The following is a 21,156-nucleotide window of genomic DNA, read 5'->3' as shown; positions in this document are numbered from 1 at the left end:
ATAAGGTATCTATATTAAAAATGCAATAATATTCCCAAATAATCTGGATACCTGCTTTCGCAGGTATTACAGAGGACTTTTCCTTTAGGAAATAATATTACTATCTATCTCTTTAACCTTCTCACCCTCTTTACTTGAAGAGCAACATTTTTTTGGTGATGTTCTTTTCCGGGGTAACAATTCTATAATAGTATACACCGCTGGAGCAATACCTGCCGTTATTATCTTTGCCATTCCAGGTAAATTGATAGTTACCGCTTTTCAGTTCTGACCCGATTAAATCTTTCACTTTTTGTCCTTTAATATTGTAAATGGCAATAGAAACCGGTGCTGATTTAGTAAGATTAAAACGGATAGAAGAAGATTGAGAAGCAGGATTGGGATACACACTTACCGATTGGATTACAGGAACCATTATTGGATCGTTATTCCCTACCGGATTATAGTCCATAACATTCAATTCCGAAAGGATAATACCAATCATATTGTTTAATGTATATTCCCCTGATTCTATTTGTGTAGTTCTAAAAGAGGAAGTAAGCACGGAGTAGTTATCTGTAGTATTCAAAATGCCTATAATAGGATTATTAGTATTATCACTGGAGGCAAAAAATATTCCCTGAGCAGTTGTTTGAGCAGGAATTATGGGATATATAGAGGAATCAGCACCGTTATAATTCCAAGCCAAGTTGCTGGAAGGATAGAAGATAGATGTAATATTAAGAGGATTATTATCTGCCATCTGAACACCCATTTTGGTATATAACTCACCGTAACTATCATCAATATAATTTTCGCAGTAGAGTTTACCTCCTGCTTCCAGATAGTTGTTTAAGTAACTATATTCATAAGAAGTTGGCTCAAGTTCCGTTTCCGGAAGAGAATTTCCTGCCAAGTAAAACACTGCCTCAAAGTTATTCAGATAATCATAATCCGGAATCAGTTTATCGGAATAAATCACATTAAAATTACTTATTTTCCTGAGAGCATTAACAACTGCAAGTCCTCCATTTCCTTCCGGTTCCCAAACCAAAATTTCACCTGCAGGGCTAATTTGATTGGGAGTCCAGCCCACCATAGGGTCTCCGAAAAGCATATAAGTATAAACATTTTGTAATTCGGGATAGATTATTCCTCCGTTATCAACAGGATCACCAAAAAGGTAATATTGTGTATGCAATAGATTTGCCCAGGAATGAGCAGAACCTAAGTCCAGTTTTGCCTGACGGAAGTTTTCCACAAAATGATAATTATAACTGGCAAGCCCGCCCCAACCTGGATTTTGCCATCCGATTTTATACCAGCCGGTTCTGGTAGCGGCAATAACTCCCACCGCTTTTTTAATTAAGGCATATTCTGCCAAGCAGGGATTATTATAATCTACCATTCCATTATAACAGGATGCAGCATAGATAACAGTTCCGTTAGTATTTTCCAAATCATCAAAACTTTGGCGGTTAACTAAATTCATCCATTGCATTTCATTAGGGTCAGGAAAGTTATTTTCGTTATTATCATTTATCCAAACTTTGCGAGAAGAGCTTATAGAACTGCCATGTGCACTCCAGTTTATAAAACCCTGGCTTTCGGAATTGATTTTATTACGAAAGTTGTCATAATTTACCGGTAAGTCACAAGGATAAGAAAGAACAACCCCTTCCTGTTCATACATAGTAAAGTTTTCCTGTTCTGCTAAACAGGTATTCCGCATAAATTCCATAAAAGTGGCTCCATCGGTTTGTAAATATGCAGATTCCGGCTCTCCTTGATAATTCAAGAAAGCTCCTGCTAACAGATTTTTCTCTTTCCAGGGTTGGCTTGACTGCTCATAATTTACAATCCGATTGGCAATTTCCGTGACATTTGCTGCACTGTTTGTAGAAATGCGTCCCACAAAGACCTCCGGGGTAAAATCAATTCCATAATCCTCATTCATATAACCGGTAGAATATTCACCTCTTTTGCCATCATTATCGGTATCCCAATTACTGCTTAAATCCGAATAAAAGAAATCGGTAGGAACTGTTTCCTGCCCATTTGGCTCAGGAGTTACATAAGCCACGGGAACCGTATCATAGTCACCAACTAAAAGCAAATAGGAAAAGGGGGTTGAGGCATAAGTATTCTGCAGATAATTTCTCAATTTTTCAGCATTATCGGTTCCCGTTCCGGAAGCCAAAGCTATTGCTATATCACAAAAAGAAACATCTACACCTTGGGACTGGCGAAATGTAACAAGCCAATCCAAAGCTGTATATAGTTCCGGAGTAGTAATCACTAAAAGGTGATTATTTTGTTCTTTGGAGTCAGTATACCATTGAGAAAGATATTGCGGATTAGCAAAGAAACCTGCATCGGTAAAAGTTGGAGGAATAATGCCTTTAGCTTTGGCAGAAGAAGTGTAATTAATAGTTATCTGACAGGAGGGACTCCACAGCCAATGGGAACCGTTATATATAGCAGGTAATACATTAAAACAGGCATAATTAAGTTCACCCCATTTCCTTAAACCCATATACCTGTATCGGGAATAAATATTTCTATTCACAGGAGATGTTAATATTTCCTCACCATTGGAAAAAGCAGAATTAAATTCCGGTGGCTCTTCCGTAAAAGTTGCTTCTGCCTCTAAAATTACCTGCCAATTATCTACAACAGCATCTTTAGGCAGAAGGATGTTTATTTGTTTAACGGGCAATTGTAGAGTTCCGGGAGCACTGGAAAAACCATAACCTTGTTTAAATAATGCAGATTGAGATAAGCCCTCTTGCGGAACAGGAAACTGAATTGGTGTCTTGAGAGTTGTTGCTAAAATAAGCAACGGCAAACATAGTAACACAAGACATAAGGTTCTTTTCATTTTTCTTCCTTTATAATATCTTTAAGTATCAGGGTTGCAAGGTCTTGAGGCGGTGGAACAGGAATTGTCCAATTCAGAATTTTTTTTGTTCTCTTCTTTTTCCGAAGAGGAATTCGGCAATTCATAACCCAAACCCTTACCTGTAACTAATACATTAAACCGATTAAACATTTGCCTTAAGCGGTAGAGCATATTTTTATCGGGATTAAGTTGTGCCAGCATTTTAGCCAGAAAGGTATCCCAATTTATAGTTTCTCTTCTTTGGAAAAAACCGCATTGGCGCATAACTTCCAAAATGTAGTTGCGGATTTCATCCAGTTCTTTTCCGCTGGCAGAATTATAGTATTTTTTCCCTTTTTGTTTTTCTTCCCAAGGTAGGGAATAAATTTCCCAAAGTGCTAAAGCAACTGCCTGAGCCAAATTCAGAGAAGGAAAGGAAGGATTAGCCATAAAGTGACAGCGCAGAGGGCAAAGTTCTGCCTCAGAATCAGTTAAGCCATAAGTTTCGCGTCCAAAAACAAGTCCTATATTGGAATCGGGTAAACTATGAACATATTTTGCCATTTGTCCGGGGGTAAAATCAACGGGTTTATTTTTACCTAGGCGACGGGAAAAGGCAATAACTCTATCCAATCCGTTAATTGCATCTTCCAGGGTGCTATATATATTTACATTTTCCAGAATTTCTTCACTATGCATAGCCAGGTAAAAATCGTTTTTTTCCGGAACCTTACCTACAATGCGCAGGTCTGAAAAACAGAAATTGTGCATTATTCTGGCTATGGCACCTACATTTCCTCCATAGATTGGTTCCACCAAAATTACTGCAATGCGTGAAAAATCCTGCCTAATGTTCATATTTGTCTGGAATAATAATTGTTTTCGGAATTAGCTGCCTTCTGGTTTTGATTTTCTCTTTTCTTTTTCTTGGCTATAATGCCTGAAAGTTTTGCTCCCATTGTGGCAACTTTAGGATCGGGATCGTTTCGCCATTCGGCAATAGTTTTTTGTGTAACATTCATAAATTCGTTGGTTTTATCCCGACGACTCCGTTGCGCATAAATATTGGCAAGTTTTTTCATTGCTTGCCAGAGAATGCGAATTCTTTTTTCATCGCCTTCAATCAGCCAGCGCCGAATACTATTGTAGCATTGTAAAGGTTTTTGTCTTCCTACCTGAGTAAGAATATGACAAACTTTTTTCTGAACTTCTTCACTTTCATCATCCAAAAGATTGGAAACGAAGGAAAGCACATATTGAGGATGGCGGGAGGCAATATTTTCCATACCGTGCATACTGATAGCGCGTTTTTTTTCATTATCCGATTCAGCCCAGGTAGGCATATATTCCTGCATTACAGCGGGAGCTTTTTTCCAAAGTTCAAAACAGATTGTTTCCGATTCCCAAGGCACGCTTTCAAAGGTCTTTTCCACTGTTTTAATAATGATTTCGGGATGATCCTGATGTTTGTAATAAAAATAGAAGAGTGCGGTTGCTCTTACACCATATATAAAATGGTCTAAAAGGCGTCCACAAATTGCATCCATTTCTCCATTACCGGAATATTGCGCTAAGCGTTTGCCTAATTCTTCTCGGACAAAGTAATTTGCCGTATTACCCAAATCAGTAATTTGTTTTTCTGCGAGTGCGTCTTTACCTTTTTCTATATTGCGGAAAATTTTTTCCACTTCGGTATCCAGGATTTTATAATCATCCAGATTCAGACGTCCAACTTCTTTTATCATTTACCCTGCTCCGTAACGGATATTTTTGTTCCGTCACTAAATTAAATAGTGTTTTTTTTCTGTCACTTGTAAATTCATCTTGTTTGACATAAACTAATTGATACCCTTCCCTTGTTTACCCTTTATTTAAGGACCGGGAGATAAATGGGATTGAAGTGTATCTACAGCTAATACCCTTTTATTATGAGAGAGCTATCTGTCAAGGAAAAAGTCAAGAGGAAAGTCAGGAGTCATTAGCGCCTTCAAAACTTTGACCATAGAAATAACTTTTACGGCGCTTATGATGACATAGATTATTATAAATTAATTCGGTGTTCTCTGTGTATAAAAATCTATGTGCTGCTATTTTTTTCTCTGTTTTCCCAGAGTTCTTTTGCCACGGGAGCCCATTTTTCCGCAGCGGGTTTTGTTTTAGCGCACAGCTCTTCTATACTTTCGGGAGCTTCAATATCTGTAGATTTGGCATTGGCTTCATTTACAATTTCCATAATCTTTTCCGGGTTATCCAGCATCGGGCAGGGTTGTAAAAGGTTTTGGTTGAAGGGGTGTCTTTTTTGGTATGCTTTAAAGATTGGTGATTGCAATGCTTCCAAAAGAGAGACCTCTTTAATATTTACATTGGAGTAATGAACAAAGGCACAGGGTTCAACATCTCCAGCAGCATTGATATGAAAATAGCTGCGTCCACCGGCAATGCAACCGTTGGCAAGTTCTCCATCATTCCAAAAATCCAAAGCCAGGATGGGCTTATGAGTTCTGATTTCATTAACCCTTTTATACATATAGGCGCGCTGTTCAGGAGTAGCAATCAAATCGGGCTGGGCATTTTTGCCGATAGGAATGTAGGTAAAGTTCCAGGCATAGAAACAGCCCCTTGCAATCATATCGTCCACAAATTCATCGGAAGCAACGCTTTCTGTATTATAGCGATGGTAGCAAGTGGAATAACCGAAAAATAAACGGTATTTTTTCATTATTTCCATTGCTTCTATCACTCTTTTGTAGCCTCCTTTTCCTCTGCGCATATCGGTTGCCGGTTCATTTCCTTCAATGGAAAAGCAAAGTGTTAAATTTCCTGCGTTTAGAACCTCTTCGCAGAATTTTTCATCCACCAGTGTGCCATTGGTAAAAGAAAGGAAGAAACAATCCTGATGTTTTTTGCAGAGTTTAATAATGTCGTTTTTGCGGATTAAGGGTTCGCCTCCCGAAAAGAGATACCAGTAAATGCCCAATTTCTTGCCTTGCTTGCAGATAGAATCCATAACCTCAAAAGGCAAATTATGCTGTTTTCCATATAGAGCAGCCCAACAACCGGTGCAGGAAAGATTACAGGCACTTGTAGGGTCCATCAGAATAGCCCAGGGCACTTGTATTGAATATTTTGCTTTATACTTCTCCCGTATCGGTCTACCAACCAGTGTTGTATTGATTGCAAAACATTCTGCCAGTTTATGAATAACCTTGGAATCAACATTGTTAAACAAGTTTTCTACAAATTTGTGCCAATGGCTGGTTTCATCTGACAGAGCATCAGTGATTACAGTAAATAACTTTAAATAAGTTCCCTTACGGTCAAGTTTTTTAGCCAACTCCATTATTTTAGGCAACTTATTCAGAGGATCGTTGGCTATGTAATTGATTAATTGGTTTAGTGCAATTGTCTTTACATTCTTCATAGCAAATCACCCAAAGTAATACCTTTTTTTTTACTCAATAAAATTCTTCTTCTAAAATGTCAAGTATTTTTTTATAAGAGTATTGTAAAGGTTCACATTTTCAATCAAAAAAAGGAATTTTATCTTTTATTCCAGAGTTTAATTCTTCCTTTATTCTCCATAATGTCCGGTTGAAATCATTTATTTGAATGAGAAAAATGGTTGAGCTTAATTAGTTTGTCATTCCGCACTTGATGCAGAATCTGTTTTAATGTATTTAATAGTATGGATTTCTGCTTTCACAAGAATGACAAGTATCAGGGACAAGTATCGTGATTCCTACCTTCTCAGGAATGACAAGTATCGGTATTCCTTCCTTCGTAGGAATGACAAGTATCGGGATTTCTGCCTTCGTAGGAATGACAAGTATCGGGATTTCTGCCTTCGTAGGAATGACAAGTATCGGGATTTCTGCTTTCGTAGGAATGACAAGTATCGGGATTTCTGCTTTCGTAGGAAAGATAAAGGACTTTTCATTACAGAAATGATATTGAAAATCTCTGTGCCAGGTTCAAAACCTGTTGTTATTTTTCTACCAGTCCTACGGAATATATTCCATTATTTATGGTTTATGGATAAAAAAATTAAATAATCTATGGCAAATCTAAATTTGTCACCCTATTTTTTACAATTGCATAATTAGGTTACTAGTATATAAATTAAAGCATTAGCTGAACAATATATCTATCTCTTCCTGCGATATACAGATAGCTTATTATTTTGTTAATAAAAAAGACCTCTTCCCTAATAGCATTGCTTACCCATTGCTTACCCATTACGGATGGGATTAGCAATGAGTCCGTAATGCTAAGGCAATGCTCTAAGGAAAGATTGCTTCCCTAAAATATATTTGTCCCTGAAACTGGAAAATAAGCTAATGAAAAGAATTGATATAACTTATCACCGGGTTGAAACCCGTTGTTAGTATCTGTCGTTCCTACGGAACTCATTCTCGGAAAAAGAGATAATGTCTCTCTTATGTTCTTTTTCACCGGGTTGAAACCCGTTGTTAGTATCTGTCGTTCCTACGGAACTTTTTTTTAAAAAAGGGGATAATAATTCAGATATGTTCTTTTCGGTATTTTCGGTGGCTGAAATCAATCTATCTATAAACCTTATTGTGTTTAATCTTGACAGTTGTCCGCCATTTTAGAAGATAGACAAATGAGTAAATTTTATCCTTTCTGTTTTGCTGTGGTCTTGGTGCTAATGGCGGTTCCGTTATTTTCTGCAGAGGAAGATAACTTTTTGCAAGATTATTTGTTATCCTATCCTGAAACAATTTATGCCGGAGCTACGGCACCTTTTAGTTGGCAAAAGGATAATTGGTTGCAAGCAAGTGCAATAGTTATTACCGGAGGTTGTTTATATTTTCTGGATGATGATTTGCGGGATTGCTTTCAACGGAACAGAAATGAAGTTACGGATGATATTTTTACGGTTGCCAAACAATTCGGAGAAGTAAAAATTATGTTTCCGGTAATGGCGTTAACTGCTTTGGGAGGATATTTAACTAAAGATGAAAAGACAATAGATACTTCTCTGCTATGCCTGAAAAGTTCACTCCTCTCTTTAGCGGTTACCCAAACTTTGAAGCTGGCTTCCCAAAGGCAAAAACCCTATAAAGAAGAAGGAAAAGAATTTTGGAACGGCAAGGGAATTTCTTTTTCCCGGGATAGTTTTCCTTCGGGACATACAACTTTGGTTTGGAGTTTGGCACCTGTTTTAGCAGAACAATACAAAAATTCCCGCTGGGTGCCTCCAACTGTTTATACAATTGCCACTTTAACTTCCCTTTCGCGTTTAAATGATGATCAGCATTGGAGCAGCGATGTTTTTGCCGGTGCCGTTATCGGTTATGTAACAGCAAGATTAGTCCTGAAAAATACACCTCGTCTAATGCTGAATGCACAACCCGAAATAAATGGTATTTCTTTTAAGTATAAATTCTGAAGCATAATTTTTGGGGAGGGGTTTACCTACCCTTCTAAAGCATTTATTTCGCTCTTTGCTTTTCAAGGAATCAACCTTTTTTAAGAAGGATTGATGAAGATGACAACCTATCTGTATCCTTAATTTTCAAAACCCTCTAAACCTTCAAACCCTCTCAACCCTCTTTTCAGCTATAATGGCAATTCCTGCAAAGCTTTAATATTTCTCCCTTTCTGTTGCGATGCGCATCCCGCATTTGTTTTAGCAAAGGTGCATTCCACAGATCAAGAATTTCATCTTTTTGAATGTCTCCAATAAAAATACGGTCTTCAGGATTGATAGCGCATCCTTTTGCTGGACAAAGAGGAACCAAACCATCAGGTCTTATTTGCAGATCACGATAGGGAACAGTGCAAACAGGAAGTGAATTTTGCAGGATAGAATTTTGGATAAAAACATCTTCTTGGGAAGGTGTTTCGGGATGCTGTAAAATATGTTGCGGTAAAACACAATCGCAGAATTGGCGTAAAAAACGGCTATCTTCCTTTTCTTTATCCATAGTTGAAGGACGCACCATTAAACGAATGCGGATGATGAGGTCAACTTTATACTGATTTCTCAGTTTATAAAGCTGTTTCAGGTTTTGGAAGAAAAGGTCGTAATCGGCACCAGGACGACTTTTTTCGTAGATATCTTTTCCGACGGCATCCATAGAAAGTTCAATAAAGCTAAGTCCGCAATTAAGGAGTTTTTCATTCACTTCAGGATTTTGCCATTGCCCATTGGTGATGATAGATAAATATTTACAGTAATAGGACATTTCTTTCAGCATTGTATCAAATTGAGGATGCAGGGTTGGCTCACCTCCACTGATTCTGATTCTGCTTACAGGATGGCGTTTCAGGCGCTCAATTAAGGCCTTAAAAACATCCTGATTCATCATTGTTCTCGGATAAGGGAAAAAGGGATTATTACAATAAATGCAGCGTAAATTGCAGGCATCGGTAATATCTACGGAAAGCAGAGGAGGATTTTTGGCATCTTTGAACCAGAAAGGATATTTCAGAATCAGTATTTCCTTTAAGGGAACACCTTTTTTCAAGATGTGAGTATTCAGTTTCAAGTAATAGGAAAGGTGCTTGATAATCCACGGGAGATAGAGGAGTTTTGAGGTTTGGGGTCTTTTCTGAGGCATAAGATATTACCTTTGCAAAATGAGGATTTTGTGAATTTGGGTTTTATCTTCCCGAAAACGCAGAAAGTAAATTCCGCTGGCTAAGGAATCGGGTAAGGTAAAAGAAAGATGACTTTCCCCTTGAGAAATTCCTTTTAGGCATTCTTGATAAACCAGTTGCCCTCTCAGGTTAAAAAGCTGCAGGTGCAGCTCCGGAAATGTTTTATCGCTAATAACTTGCAGATTTCCCTGCTTTACCAAAGGATTGGGATAAACGGATTTTATTGTGAAGACAACAGGAACTTGAACAGGGTCGGATATTTCCACTCCGTTTTCTGTTACGGTAACAGTGGAAGTGCTATTGGCAGAAAGGGAAACACGAACATAACAGATATTATAATTGCCACTCTTATCTACCTGGGTAAGAGTTCCTCCTGAAACATTATAACCCGTATCTCGTTGAGGCATAATAAATTTCAGCTGAGCATTTTCAAAAGCAAGGGGCTGATTATTGATAATAATTGCCTTCACACTATCCGCTACTCCATAATTGGAAGGATAAAATTGAACAGAAAGGTTATTGCCTGTTGCTCCGGCATAAATTGTGGCATAAGGGGTCAATTGTTCATTATTAACTCTAATAACCCGATAAGCACGGTTGCCATCACAAACGCTACGCGTAGCTAAATTATAGGGATAAGTATAGATTGAACCGTTATTGGAATGAATATGACCCCAAAGAGACAGATCTATTCCCAACGAGGAAAGAAAAAGCTGTTCCTTAAAATCGTAATGGTGGAAAAGAACCTTTTTGTAGTTCGGAAAAAGAGAAAGGGTATTATTCAGCCAGGCAATTTGCTGATCAGTATAGCTTGTTTCGCCATAAATAGCTGGTCGCCAGTAATCATAATTGTCATAGCTCTCTAACCCTATAAAAACAGTATTATTATAGGTAAAATAGTAATCCTGTGTATGATAGGGAAAGCTCAGGTCTTCATTATTCAGCCAGCTCCAACCAAAATATTTCCACCAGTTTTTTCGGGCACTTCCTGCAGGAGGAGGGGTTTGATTCCAACCGCCAATATCATGATTTCCGGCAGTAACATAAACCGGAACTTCAAATTCGGTGAGCAATTTTTGCGTCCAGCCAAACCAATATTGATTGGCAAAGCCCTCCAGCTCTCCTTCGTTAACTAAATCGCCGGTAAAAAGAACAAACTCGGGATGAATAATATTAATGTCGTCCATCACAGCTCTAAAATCCTCTACGGCAGTAGAATCAGCATCAAAACCTGCATTAGGATAATACAGACGATTGGGCATATGCGAATCTGTTATATGGACAAAATAGTAATTGTTTTTTCGGCTGGGAATAACCTGAACAGCATTAGCTGTAATATCGCTTATACCTCCACTGGCAGAGACCTCCAAATCGTATAATTCATAAACAGGAACAGAAGGAACCGTTGTTGTAAGTTCCCAACGGTTTGGCAAAGTTAACCATTGGCTGTTTGTAATCAGTAAATTCAGTCGTTTATTATTATGTCTCAGCCAGGCATTCCAGTTGCTTGTATTTTGAGGGGCTAAACAGGTTATTTTTAATGTTTCTCCGGGAACAACTATTTCCGGAATATTGAGAAGAGGACGCTGGATAACGGTTAAAGTATCGCCAGGTGAATTATAACTGCTATTTACAGTTACACTTCCATTGATACAGCTTTGAATTACATCGGTTCCGAATATTACATCCGAAAAAGTTAGCGCAGTCGTTCCTGTATTGGCAGCGTAAAAATTCAGTTTTAAAAGAATTCCCTGCCCGCTTAAACTTGAATTGCTTTGATAAGAAACAGATAACACTCCACTTTCCGCAGAAGCAATTACATTTCCTGCCTGGGATAAAGTGCCTGCAGTGTTGATTGATTCATAATTCAGAATATGGGGATTGAAAGAAATGCTGAAAGAATAGGATTGATAATTCTGCGCTGTCTCTATTCGATAAGCATTTATAGGAACGGAAACGGAACTGTGCAAACCGACTGATTGATGAGGAATAGCCAAAGTTACTGTGTTAGCTCCTGAAATCATATCTGTTTCCGAACGCGGATTGATGGCATAGTAGCTGTAGGAATAATCCACAATCCCGATTATTTCGCTGTAGACCTGTCCTAATGTAATATTATTCCAGCTGTGATTAGAGCCAAAGAATTGATTATCTATCTGGCATTGCCCGCTGCCGTCATCTACATAAAACTCCTGATAACTATTGGGTTCAACTGTTACGGTAACATTTACTACCTTCACCAAAACGCTTTCCCATTGTTCTCCACTGCTGAAATTATCCAGAGAACCGGTATTTATTTCAGTGGGTGCAGGAAGAGGATTGCCCTGGCTTAAAACCAGAAGGGAAGATACCTGCGAAATTTCCGTTAAGCCGTAATATTCTTTTACCGTTCCCGTTACGCGCACAAAATCTCCTAAAGCGGGATGATAGGTTTGATTATAGATAAATAATCCGCTCCAGGGACCCCCTGTTGGATCACTAATGAAGAAACCGTAATTGTTATAACCGCTTCCGGAATAATAGGTAACGCCACTTACAATTCCTTGAACGGTAACAATTTGATCCAAATAAGGTGAATCGCCTCCCCCCTCAGGATTATACTGAATATCATAGCAACTGAGTGCTGTTTGGGCAAAAAGCAAACCGCAGGAAAGCAATATCAGCAGAAATAAGGTATATTTTCTATTCATATCTTTGCTAAAATGGTCTTTACGGAATTTATAGGAATAGCAAAGCCGATACCGATATTGCCTCCATTTTCGGAAAAGATAAAGGTATTAATACCAACTACTTCTCCATTGATATTAACAAGGGGACCACCACTATTTCCAGGATTGATAGCAGCGTCCGTTTGAATCATAGATTTATATTCATGCCTGTCTTGACGGGCAGCAAAATTACGGTTCACAGCAGAAATCACTCCTACAGAAACACTGGGCTTGGAATCATTCATTAAAAAACCATAAGGATTACCTAAAGCAATACTCCATTCTCCGATAATTAAATCGTTGGAATTGCCCATTTCGGCAACAGGAAGATTATTTCCGGTGATTTTTACTTTGGCAACATCGTGAATTTCGTCAATTCCGGCAACGGTTCCGGAAAATTCGCGTTTATCAGGTAAAATAACTTTAATTTGAGTAGCTCCACTAACTACATGGGCATTGGTAACGATGTAACCTTTAGGATCATAAATAACACCGCTGCCAATGGACTCTATCTGACGCAGTAAAGGTATGGAACCGAAGAAATCAAAAAAACCCAAACCAAAAGGAGATACGGCTCGCACATATTCCGTTTTTATAACATTGATGCTAACAACTGCCGGCTCCACTGCTTTTACAGCTTCGGTAATAGAATTTATCCTTTTGGCAGAAGAGGCTTTACTCGGTTGAGAAGTTCCCTGCGAAACGAAAGTATCGGTTTCTGGTGTTTTGTTTCCGTATTTATTGATTAAAGCCATAGTAATAAAGGCATTAAGCAATAGAATAAGGATTATTGTGAAGAGATTGATGCGTTTCAAGTTTTCTCTCCTTTATTGAACAAATTTATGGATGGCAAAGTCAATTACTGCAGGACTTACAGTGGTTTCAAAACAAGGACCTTTGGGGCGTTCATTCAAAACTGCATAAACAGGGTAACGCCAGCTTTCACGAACTCCTTCTGTTAAGTCCCGATTGCAGGCAACAGCAATTATAATATCCGGATGAGTATCATTTACCAATTTTCTTGCCAAAGAACCGCCACTGGCAACTGCAGTTTTAATCTGATAGTCCTTGGTTAAGGCCTTCATTTTAGCCATATCACAGCCACCGCATTCCTGACATTCTACAATGTTGTTATTAATACGAATTTTGCAATTGGAACTTTGCAGGCAATGAGGCAAAAGTAAAAGCAGATTGGAAGAATGCATTCCCTGATAGTTGGTAACTACAATTTCATTATTAAAATAGAGAAATGACTCCTGTATGGTGTCCATTTTTTGAAAACAAATCCTGCCAAAAACTCTCGCTAAAGGATAATAGATATTCACCAGCATCCAGGAAAGATAATGTCTCAACCAAAGGGGCTTGATTTTTTTGTGGGTGCTGACAAGAGCTAAAATCCAAGTGCCGATTAGAATTACAATCACCATAAAGAGTATTGTATAGAGCACATTTCCCCAGACAGAAAGACCTAAACGGTGATAACTGCCTAACACTATAAAGAAGAAGATGAGCGTTATAATAAGCAAAGAAAAGCTGACGAGCACAGGGAATTTGATTATAGAAAAGTATTCTTTTCTCATTTTTCCCCTCCTAATTTTTCTTTTTCTCTAAGGCGGGCTCCGTTTATAAAAGCAACTGCTTCCATTACTTTCTTTCCCGCCGGCTGAACTTTAGTAATAAGCAATTTAAAGTCCAGACAGTTAACAAAAAAACCGCGCTTTTTATCTATCTTGCAAATAAGCCCCGGTTCACCATTTGCCGGTTCTACTGTCTTTTCTGAACACAATATCTTCAATTTATTATATCTAAACAGAGTCCAGGCACCGGGAGTTAAAGAAAAAGCGCGAATTTGGTTATGAATTTCCTCAGTTCTTTTATTCCAGTCAATTTGGCAGGTTTTATTGGTTATTTTATAGCAGTAAGTTGCCTTGCTTTCATCCTGCTTCGTTCCGCAAAGTGATTTTTCCGTTATAAGTTTCTTCCAAAACTGGAGTAGTAAATCACCTGCCTGTTCTGCCAGGCGTTCTTTCAGTTCGCTGTAAGTTTCATTTTCAGCTATGGAAAGCTTTGTCTGAGCCAGAATAGGTCCTGCATCCATTTTTGCGGAAACAAGGGATATTGTAGTTCCGGTTTCGGTTTCTCCATTTAAAATGGCACTTTGAATAGGACTGGCACCTCTATATTTGGGCAGCAATGAAGGATGCAGATTTACAGCTCCAAAAGGGCAGAGATTACGGATTTTTTTATTTATAAATTCGCCAAAGGCAGCAGTAACTATTATATCTGCCTTTTGTTCTGCCATTTTTGTTATGCTTTCTGCAGAGTTTATATCCATAGGAGTAAAAAGCGGTAGCTTTTGTTCAATGGCATATTGTGATATAGGAGTAGGAGTTAAGTGTAAATTGCGTCCTGCAGGTTTAGCTGGCTGGCTGATTATTAAAGAGGGTTCATAACCATTTTGCCGTAATTTATTCAGTGCTGGTAAACCGTAATCTGAAGAACCAATAAACAGGTAACGCATTATAAAGTAAGTCCTTCCAGTATATTCTGTCCGTTAACCGCTCTTGCCTGCAGTTTTTTAAGTTTGTGCATTATTTTCAAGCGGTCAAGAGTTCCCAAATGGTCAATAAATAAAATACCTTCCAGATGGTCAAATTCGTGTTGAATAACTACTGCCTTTATTTCTTCAGCGGTTTCCGTTATGCGATTTCCCATTCTATCCGTGTAGGAATAGGTAATTTTTTTACTGCGTGACACATCTGCAAAGATATCAGGTAAACTGATACAGCCCTCTTCGTAAACAACTTCGCCTTCTTTGTTTTCAATTACAGGGTTAATCATCACTATCGGACTTTTTTTATTTAACTTATTATCCTGTTCCGGGTCTATAACAATCATTCGGTAGAAAGAGCCAACCTGATTAGCAGCAATGCCTATTCCATCTCTTGCATACATAGTGTAGATTAAATCTTCTATAAATTCTGGCAGGCCTGGAGTATTATAATCAATTTCTGGCAGTTTCTTTCTTAAAAAATCATCCCCGTAGAGACGCACAGGTAAGATTTTGGGCTTATATTTCATTTTTCCGGTTCGGGTTCAGATGTTGTAACAACTCCTATGATGGCGTTTTTTTGAATATCTATCCGCACTTTATTGGTATCATCAATTTCCAAAACCACAATTCCTTTATCGGGTTTTATGGAAACGACGCGACCATAGATTCCGGAACTGGTTATGACTTTATCGTTTACTTTTAGTGAATCCTGCATCTTTTGAGTTTCCTTGGCTTTCTTTTGTTGGGGTCTGATAAGCAAGAGATACAGAATAACGAACATTATGATCATAAAGATCAAAGTTGTGCCTGCACCACCTTGTTGAGTAGTGCCTTTTTGGGCTGCCTGTAGTAATATGTAGTTCATTTTTTCTCCTATAATCCAAAGAATTTTGGATATATTTTAGTTAGTATTTGAATAAGTATATTGGTATAAATTCCGGCAATAATATCATCTGTAATAACTCCCCAGCCACCGGGAAGTTCCTGAACTTTTTTAATAGGAAAGGGTTTAGCTATGTCAAAAACCCGGAAAAGGGCAAAAGCATAAAGACCTATTAGCCAACTATGAGGTAAACACAAAACGCTTACATAATAACCGCAGAATTCATCTATTACAATACTTCCGTTATCTTTTCCCAGGGTTTTTTCCGCTTTAGTGCTTAAAAAAACAGCTATTAAACAAAGCGCTATTAAAGCAGGCAAAGCATAAAACAGTGCCTTCCCTTGAAAAGGTGAACCGGAAAAGAGCATATAAATTCCATAAGCAAGAAGAGAACCAAAAGTTCCCGGCATAACAGGAATAAAGCCAATTCCGCAAAGCGTTGCTAAAAAGGTATAAATATTCAGTTTTTGGGGTTTTTCAGCAGTCATAAAGTTATTTGTACATACGCCTCACGCCGTAAATTTTCTATCCAGGCATTAAAGGCATCTATCTGTTTTCTTTTAAGAACCATCTCCCGAGCTTGGTCTTTTACTTCTTCATATTTATAAATACGGGGAGGGTATTCTTTCAAGCGGCAGAAAATGTAAAGCATACCCTGATTTTCCAGAACGGGAGTCATTTCTCCTACAGGTGTTTGTAAAATTTGGGTAGCAAAAAGGGAAGGGAGGTCTCTTTCCGTAAATTCTCCTAAAGAACCGCCATCTTCTCTGCTTTCTTGATCCATAGAATATTCCCTTGCCAAAGAAGCAAAGCTTTCACCTTTGGCATAGCGATTACGGATTTCTTCCATCAGTTGTCTTTCGCGTAAAGAATCTTCAGCTGTAGGAGTAAGGGCTTTTAAGATATGGCGGGCACGGATTTCATTACCTCTTTTTTCTTCTAAGCGGATAATGTGATAGCCATATTCACTTTCTACGATGTCGCTTATTTCTCCAAGCTGTAAAGCAAAGGCAGCATCTTCAAAGGGTTTAACCATTTGTCCTCTTTTAAAGAAACCGAGGTCACCTCCAACTTCTTTACTGGGACAGTCACTTTCCGTGCTGGCGAGGGTAGCAAAGTCCTCACCATTTTTCAGGCGTGTTTGAATTTCTTTTATTTCTGCCAGTTTTGCTTCTTTGCTTTTCTGGTTGGGTTTTATTTCTCTGAAAATAATTCCTAAATCCCAGGAAACGGGTTTTACGGCTAAGGAATCCTTGGTAGCATTATAGAAATTTATCACTTCTGCTTCCGTAACAGAGACCTTGTTAATTATTTCTTTTTTCAAAATCTGGTCGGAGAGTGCTTGTTCAGTTAGTATATCTCTATAAAGTTGCAGTAAATCGGATTCTGTAAGCTTGCTTTTTTTTAGGTCGGCGGCAAAAGCTGAGGAACTGGGATATTGAGCTTTTACTTTTTTCAGATAGTTCTCTGCCATTACTTTTATTTCCTCGTCGTTAACTGTAATATTCAGGTCTTTAGCTTTCTGGATAATTAATTTCTGATTTATCATTTCATCCAGAACATCTCTGGGGTCTGTATCTTCTTCCAATAAACCTACACTTTGCATCTGCACCATTTCTTTCTGTAAATCGGAAAGCAGAATAATGTCGGTTCCTACTTTGGCTACTATTTTATCTATCAGTTCTGCGCTTAAAAATAAAGTTAGAACTAACAGGATAAGGGTTATTGCTAATTTTCGCATTCTTAAATTCCTTATTAGTAATAATAAATCTCACTGGTTTGGGATTTGATTTCTTTAATTAATTCTTGATACACCTGGTCTTGTTTTTCCAGCAGAACCTTGCGTTTGATTTCTGCCCGATAATCTTCAAAATTAGCTTCCTGAGGTGTAATTTTACTTTCCACTACCTGAAAAACATACCACATTGGTTCTTTATAGACCAAGCCATATTCATTTTCTTTCAATTCGCGTGCTTTTAACCAGAAAAGAGAATCAGTACCGGTGGCAGAAACCATACCCATAAATCCGCCTCTGTTTTTAAGTTCTTCTGTTGAATAGCGTTGCACAGCTTCCGTGAAACTCATTCCCTGGCTTAATTGTTGCAGAACATTTTCCGCAGAAATCTTATCCATTAAAGCTATACGCCGGATATTATATTCTACTGCATTTTTTTGAAATTCTGCCTGATGTAGACGAAAATAGTTGAAGAGCTGATCTTCCGAGACCTCAATTTCAGAAAGGCGTTTAGCAATTAAAGCATTGGCTTTCACTTTTTTGCTTGCATAGTTAATTTTTTGTTTCACTGCTTGATCTTTATTTAAGCCCTGTTTATCGGCATAATGAGCTAAAAGAGTTAGGTTTACCCAATCCTCAATGTATTTTTTCCTTATTTCGGGGCTTAAATTTTCCCAATCCTCAACCGAAAAAGTGGACTTAAAATCATCCAGATAGAGAATTTCTTTATCTACCTGAGCTAAAGCAATGCCTTTTTCTTCTTTTTTAGTGCAGGCAAATAACAGGATAAGGATTAGAGGTATTAAAACAAATCTTTTCATCTTATAAATAGGGAGGAGTGTAAGTTATTTTGATATACGGTTTTTTCTCAGCCGGAGTGCTTTCATTGCAATCCCAAAATTCCAGTGTGCCGAAATTTTTGCGTTCCTGAGTAGATTGAATCATTATTCCTTTAGGTATCTTTTCTCCGGAAGTATATGCCTGGATTATCGGAGTAACATCAACCGTTAAAGAATCGCCTTTAATAATTCCACTGCTGGTACTTGTATAAACAAGCGTTTCATAATCGCTTTTTAACAAAGGTAAGGGACTATCTATAGAGTCCTTTACAACATTGAAAGGATAAAGAGAATAGCTGGTAGAGGAATTGTAATAGTCATTGTTTTTTATATGTAGAACTATTTCCGCTTTATTTACGGTCAACCGTTTTATTTGTATATCTGTTAATGTGTTACCTTCGTTATCTTTAAAAAGAGTGTAAGTTGGCTCGTATTTTATATAGAGACGGGAGGAATTAAGATTGCTGATTTTCCATAGTACGGAAGGATTTGTTTCCGGTGCTTCTAAAATATAAGTATCTTTAGCAGGAGATTTATTATAATTTATCCATTCACCCCCAGTTTCCGTTTTATATTTGAAGTTAAGAGTTGGCTTGTTGCTTCCTTCCAGAGAAGTTATTTCTACCCAGCCCTCATTTTCTGTTTTAAGCACGAAATTCCAGCCGGTAGAATCAGGATTACTCCAGTTAACAACTTCAGAGGAAGAAAGATTGAAGGTAATTACTTTTCCGGAACTGCCTACTGTATCTGCAACAGTGTATTCCGCCAATAAACTTAAATCACCTTCCGAAATATCGTTAAGATTTAAGGAATCAAGCCAGACATTGTTTAATTTGTATAGTTGTAACATTAAAGGATTACGCGGAAGAGCGGAACGCTTGCTGATGTTTACAGTTAGAAAACAGCTGTCCGTTTCCGTTATCGGAGAAGGAAGCTCCGTAAACCTTAAAAGACATATTGCAACAGCATTTTGATAGTTACCGGCAAGCAGTTTTGTCTCATTTCCTGTTATTTTTGCTTTGGTTTCGGCAGGAAAACTGAAACCCATAATAATTCCAGGTTTATCTTCTATAGTTATGGCTCTAATATCACTGAAATTATCACCGGTTAAGTTTTTCTTATCAGTACAACCGCTTAACATAATTACCAGAATAATTATGCAGATAAGCAGTTTTAATACCTTGGGAAACAATTCCATAATAATAATCCTATTTTAATTAAATCTTTTATATAGTATTATAAGTAGGCGTTGTGGATAGGGGGATATTTGGTCAAGCTTTTTCTTTTCTCTTTGCCTTGTATGCTTTTCCTGCAAGTATTTCCTTGTGGATAACTTGTGGATAACTTTGGTTTTTATCCTTACTTATCCACAGAAAAAGTTACCGCAAGCATTTATATATAATTTATTCACCTCCATCCACTTAATTCTATCCACACTTGTGGATAACTTTTTTATAAAAACGATGTTCTTCTCGTTTTATTGTAGCCATAGCTCGGCATAGCTCTGCATCTTATAATAATTTTTTTGCAGAAGAACAGCGTCCTCTATCTACACAAAATAATAAAAATAATAAATCCAGAAAATCCAATAAATCCAGTTATCTGCGTTCTATCTTCATTATTTTTTCAGGTTTTTAATTATTTCTTCCAGCTGAATTCGGAAGTCCTCTTTTTCCCGAAACTGGTTTTCCACCATCTTTTTAGCATGGAGAACCGTAGTATGATCTTTCCTGTTATAGTATTCCGCGATATCTTTTAAAGAGAGCTGAGGAATTAAATAATTTGCCAGATACATTGCTACCTGACGGGGAAAAGCAACTTGCGGTTTGCGGGTTTTTTCCAGTAACTGGGCAGGTGTAATTCCATAACATTCACAGACCTTTTCCGTTATAGCATCTAAAGTTATGGAATGCACCTTTTCCGAAATCATATCAGATAAAATTTCCGCTGCCAGATTAATATCTATGTCTTCAGGATTAAGTTTATTGTAGGATGAAAATGCCAAAATACGAATTAAAGAACCTTCCAGAGCACGCACACTGCTGGTAATGTTATCGGCAATAAAATTAAATATTGCATCGCTTAAAACCACATTTTCCGGTTCCGCTTTTTTTCTTAAAATGGCAACGCGGGTTTCAAAATCAGGACTTTTCAGATCGCAAAGCAAACCGCTTTCAAAGCGTGTTACCAAGCGTTTTTCCAAATCGGGAATATCTTTGGGGGGTCTGTCGGAAGTGAGCACAATCTGTTTTTTGTTTTCAAACAGGGCATTAAAGGTGTGGAAAAATTCTTCTTGCGTTCCTTCTTTGCGGGAAAGAAAATGAATATCATCCATTAAAAGCAGGTCAACTTTTCTGAATTTTGCTCTGAATTCCGGCATTTTATTGCTGCGAATGCCATCAATCATTTCATTGGTAAACGCCTCGGAAGTTATATAGTAAATGGAACAGTTTCGTCCTTCTTTCAAAATATAATTTCCAATTGCCTGCATCAAATGGGTCTTTCCCATTCCGCTTTCACCATAAATAAAAAGAGGATTATAGGTATATCCAGGCGATTCTGCTACCGCTTTTGCCGCACTATAAGCAAAATTGTTGTTTTTACCCACTACAAATTCATCAAAAGTATAACGCTCATTTAATCTTACATTGGCACTAACCCGCTTAATACTATAATCCTGAACATCTTTTTCTTTATTGTGATTACGGTGGGGCTGAGTTATAAATTGAACATCATACTTCCGACCATAAAGACCATAAGAAATTTCTCCTAAAACCTCTTTGTAATTCTGATTCAGATAATTAGCCGAAAATTGAGTTGCCACTCTAATCATCAATTCCCTGTCATTCATATCTACTAATCTTGTATCTGAAAACCAGGTTTTGAAACTTTGAGGATTTATATTTTCCTCCAGTTTATCTAATATGTTCTGCCAAATATCCTGATCCAT

At 37.7% G+C, this 21,156-nt stretch carries 18 protein-coding genes; 2 read left to right on the top strand and 16 right to left on the bottom strand.

Annotation, left to right across the window (positions count from 1 at the left end; genetic code table 11):
• Positions 1-130: 130 nt before the first annotated feature.
• The 4 genes from CLOAM_RS00095 to CLOAM_RS00080 form a co-directional block, all read right to left on the bottom strand.
• Positions 131-2,860, bottom strand: a complete 2,730-nt coding sequence (locus CLOAM_RS00095; RefSeq protein ID WP_015423797.1) for a C25 family cysteine peptidase — start codon at positions 2,858-2,860, stop codon at positions 131-133.
• Between the two features lie 21 nt (positions 2,861-2,881).
• Entirely contained in the window at positions 2,882-3,718 is an 837-nt protein-coding gene (locus CLOAM_RS00090; RefSeq protein ID WP_015423795.1) for an RNA methyltransferase, read from the bottom strand.
• The gene (locus tag CLOAM_RS00085) at positions 3,715-4,605 is read right to left on the bottom strand and encodes a DNA alkylation repair protein (RefSeq protein WP_015423794.1); all 891 of its coding nucleotides are present in this window, start codon (positions 4,603-4,605) and stop codon (positions 3,715-3,717) included. The genes CLOAM_RS00090 and CLOAM_RS00085 overlap by 4 nt, the downstream gene beginning before the upstream one ends.
• Before the next feature lie 332 nt (positions 4,606-4,937).
• Complete coding sequence (locus CLOAM_RS00080; RefSeq protein ID WP_015423793.1) at positions 4,938-6,281, bottom strand: radical SAM protein; 1,344 nt, start codon at positions 6,279-6,281, stop codon at positions 4,938-4,940.
• 311 nt (positions 6,282-6,592) lie between these two features.
• Here CLOAM_RS00080 and CLOAM_RS00075 point away from each other — a divergent pair, with 311 nt between their 5' ends.
• The gene (locus CLOAM_RS00075; RefSeq protein WP_044278731.1) at positions 6,593-6,808 is read left to right on the top strand and encodes a hypothetical protein; all 216 of its coding nucleotides are present in this window, start codon (positions 6,593-6,595) and stop codon (positions 6,806-6,808) included.
• A 676-nt stretch (positions 6,809-7,484) separates the two neighbouring features.
• Positions 7,485-8,273 (top strand): phosphatase PAP2 family protein, encoded by a 789-nt coding sequence (locus CLOAM_RS00070; protein WP_044278730.1) that lies wholly within the window; start codon positions 7,485-7,487, stop codon positions 8,271-8,273.
• Between the two features lie 166 nt (positions 8,274-8,439).
• Here CLOAM_RS00070 and CLOAM_RS00065 read toward each other — a convergent pair whose 3' ends face one another.
• The 12 genes from CLOAM_RS00065 to dnaA form a co-directional block, all read right to left on the bottom strand.
• Positions 8,440-9,447, bottom strand: coding sequence for a radical SAM/SPASM domain-containing protein (locus CLOAM_RS00065; RefSeq protein ID WP_015423791.1), 1,008 nt, complete (start codon positions 9,445-9,447; stop codon positions 8,440-8,442).
• A gap of 6 nt (positions 9,448-9,453) precedes the next feature.
• Positions 9,454-12,177 (bottom strand): metallophosphoesterase, encoded by a 2,724-nt coding sequence (locus CLOAM_RS00060; RefSeq protein WP_015423790.1) that lies wholly within the window; start codon positions 12,175-12,177, stop codon positions 9,454-9,456.
• Entirely contained in the window at positions 12,174-13,010 is an 837-nt protein-coding gene (locus CLOAM_RS00055; RefSeq protein WP_015423789.1) for a S1C family serine protease, read from the bottom strand. Before CLOAM_RS00055 ends, CLOAM_RS00060 begins: the two co-directional genes overlap by 4 nt.
• Before the next feature lie 12 nt (positions 13,011-13,022).
• Complete coding sequence (locus tag CLOAM_RS00050) at positions 13,023-13,775, bottom strand: DUF116 domain-containing protein (RefSeq protein ID WP_015423788.1); 753 nt, start codon at positions 13,773-13,775, stop codon at positions 13,023-13,025.
• Positions 13,772-14,716, bottom strand: coding sequence for a methionyl-tRNA formyltransferase (gene fmt, locus CLOAM_RS00045; protein WP_015423787.1), 945 nt, complete (start codon positions 14,714-14,716; stop codon positions 13,772-13,774). The genes CLOAM_RS00050 and fmt overlap by 4 nt, the downstream gene beginning before the upstream one ends.
• Complete coding sequence (gene def / locus CLOAM_RS00040) at positions 14,716-15,276, bottom strand: peptide deformylase (RefSeq protein ID WP_015423786.1); 561 nt, start codon at positions 15,274-15,276, stop codon at positions 14,716-14,718. The genes fmt and def overlap by 1 nt, the downstream gene beginning before the upstream one ends.
• Positions 15,273-15,614, bottom strand: coding sequence for a preprotein translocase subunit YajC (yajC, locus tag CLOAM_RS00035; RefSeq protein ID WP_015423785.1), 342 nt, complete (start codon positions 15,612-15,614; stop codon positions 15,273-15,275). Before yajC ends, def begins: the two co-directional genes overlap by 4 nt.
• An 8-nt stretch (positions 15,615-15,622) precedes the next feature.
• Complete coding sequence (locus CLOAM_RS00030; RefSeq protein WP_015423784.1) at positions 15,623-16,120, bottom strand: phosphatidylglycerophosphatase A family protein; 498 nt, start codon at positions 16,118-16,120, stop codon at positions 15,623-15,625.
• The gene (locus CLOAM_RS00025) at positions 16,117-17,373 is read right to left on the bottom strand and encodes a peptidylprolyl isomerase (protein WP_015423783.1); all 1,257 of its coding nucleotides are present in this window, start codon (positions 17,371-17,373) and stop codon (positions 16,117-16,119) included. Before CLOAM_RS00025 ends, CLOAM_RS00030 begins: the two co-directional genes overlap by 4 nt.
• A gap of 14 nt (positions 17,374-17,387) precedes the next feature.
• Positions 17,388-18,188 (bottom strand): peptidylprolyl isomerase, encoded by an 801-nt coding sequence (locus CLOAM_RS00020; protein WP_015423782.1) that lies wholly within the window; start codon positions 18,186-18,188, stop codon positions 17,388-17,390.
• Position 18,189: 1 nt separating this feature from the next.
• Complete coding sequence (locus tag CLOAM_RS00015; RefSeq protein WP_015423781.1) at positions 18,190-19,404, bottom strand: hypothetical protein; 1,215 nt, start codon at positions 19,402-19,404, stop codon at positions 18,190-18,192.
• Positions 19,405-19,824: 420 nt separating this feature from the next.
• The gene (gene dnaA, locus CLOAM_RS00010) at positions 19,825-21,156 is read right to left on the bottom strand and encodes a chromosomal replication initiator protein DnaA (protein WP_015423780.1); all 1,332 of its coding nucleotides are present in this window, start codon (positions 21,154-21,156) and stop codon (positions 19,825-19,827) included.

It is taken from the genome of Candidatus Cloacimonas acidaminovorans str. Evry, assembly GCF_000146065.2.
GTDB lineage: Bacteria > Cloacimonadota > Cloacimonadia > Cloacimonadales > Cloacimonadaceae > Cloacimonas > Cloacimonas acidaminivorans.
The sequence above is the reverse complement of the archived record's forward strand: the minus strand, read 5'-3'. Positions and strand labels throughout refer to the sequence as shown.

Bases quoted from the DNA above. Each gene is read 5' to 3' on its own strand.
- yajC (WP_015423785.1), bottom strand. From the start codon at position 15,614: ATGAACTACATATTACTACAGGCAGCCCAAAAAGGCACTACTCAACAA.
- CLOAM_RS00025 (WP_015423783.1), bottom strand. From the start codon at position 17,373: ATGCGAAAATTAGCAATAACCCTTATCCTGTTAGTTCTAACTTTATTT.
- CLOAM_RS00030 (WP_015423784.1), bottom strand. From the start codon at position 16,120: ATGACTGCTGAAAAACCCCAAAAACTGAATATTTATACCTTTTTAGCA.
- def (WP_015423786.1), bottom strand. From the start codon at position 15,276: ATGAAATATAAGCCCAAAATCTTACCTGTGCGTCTCTACGGGGATGAT.
- CLOAM_RS00015 (WP_015423781.1), bottom strand. From the start codon at position 19,404: ATGGAATTGTTTCCCAAGGTATTAAAACTGCTTATCTGCATAATTATT.
- dnaA (WP_015423780.1), bottom strand. From the start codon at position 21,156: ATGGATCAGGATATTTGGCAGAACATATTAGATAAACTGGAGGAAAAT.
- fmt (WP_015423787.1), bottom strand. From the start codon at position 14,716: ATGCGTTACCTGTTTATTGGTTCTTCAGATTACGGTTTACCAGCACTG.
- CLOAM_RS00050 (WP_015423788.1), bottom strand. From the start codon at position 13,775: ATGAGAAAAGAATACTTTTCTATAATCAAATTCCCTGTGCTCGTCAGC.
- CLOAM_RS00060 (WP_015423790.1), bottom strand. From the start codon at position 12,177: ATGAATAGAAAATATACCTTATTTCTGCTGATATTGCTTTCCTGCGGT.
- CLOAM_RS00090 (WP_015423795.1), bottom strand. From the start codon at position 3,718: ATGAACATTAGGCAGGATTTTTCACGCATTGCAGTAATTTTGGTGGAA.
- CLOAM_RS00065 (WP_015423791.1), bottom strand. From the start codon at position 9,447: ATGCCTCAGAAAAGACCCCAAACCTCAAAACTCCTCTATCTCCCGTGG.
- CLOAM_RS00080 (WP_015423793.1), bottom strand. From the start codon at position 6,281: ATGAAGAATGTAAAGACAATTGCACTAAACCAATTAATCAATTACATA.
- CLOAM_RS00085 (WP_015423794.1), bottom strand. From the start codon at position 4,605: ATGATAAAAGAAGTTGGACGTCTGAATCTGGATGATTATAAAATCCTG.
- CLOAM_RS00070 (WP_044278730.1), top strand. From the start codon at position 7,485: ATGAGTAAATTTTATCCTTTCTGTTTTGCTGTGGTCTTGGTGCTAATG.
- CLOAM_RS00095 (WP_015423797.1), bottom strand. From the start codon at position 2,860: ATGAAAAGAACCTTATGTCTTGTGTTACTATGTTTGCCGTTGCTTATT.
- CLOAM_RS00020 (WP_015423782.1), bottom strand. From the start codon at position 18,188: ATGAAAAGATTTGTTTTAATACCTCTAATCCTTATCCTGTTATTTGCC.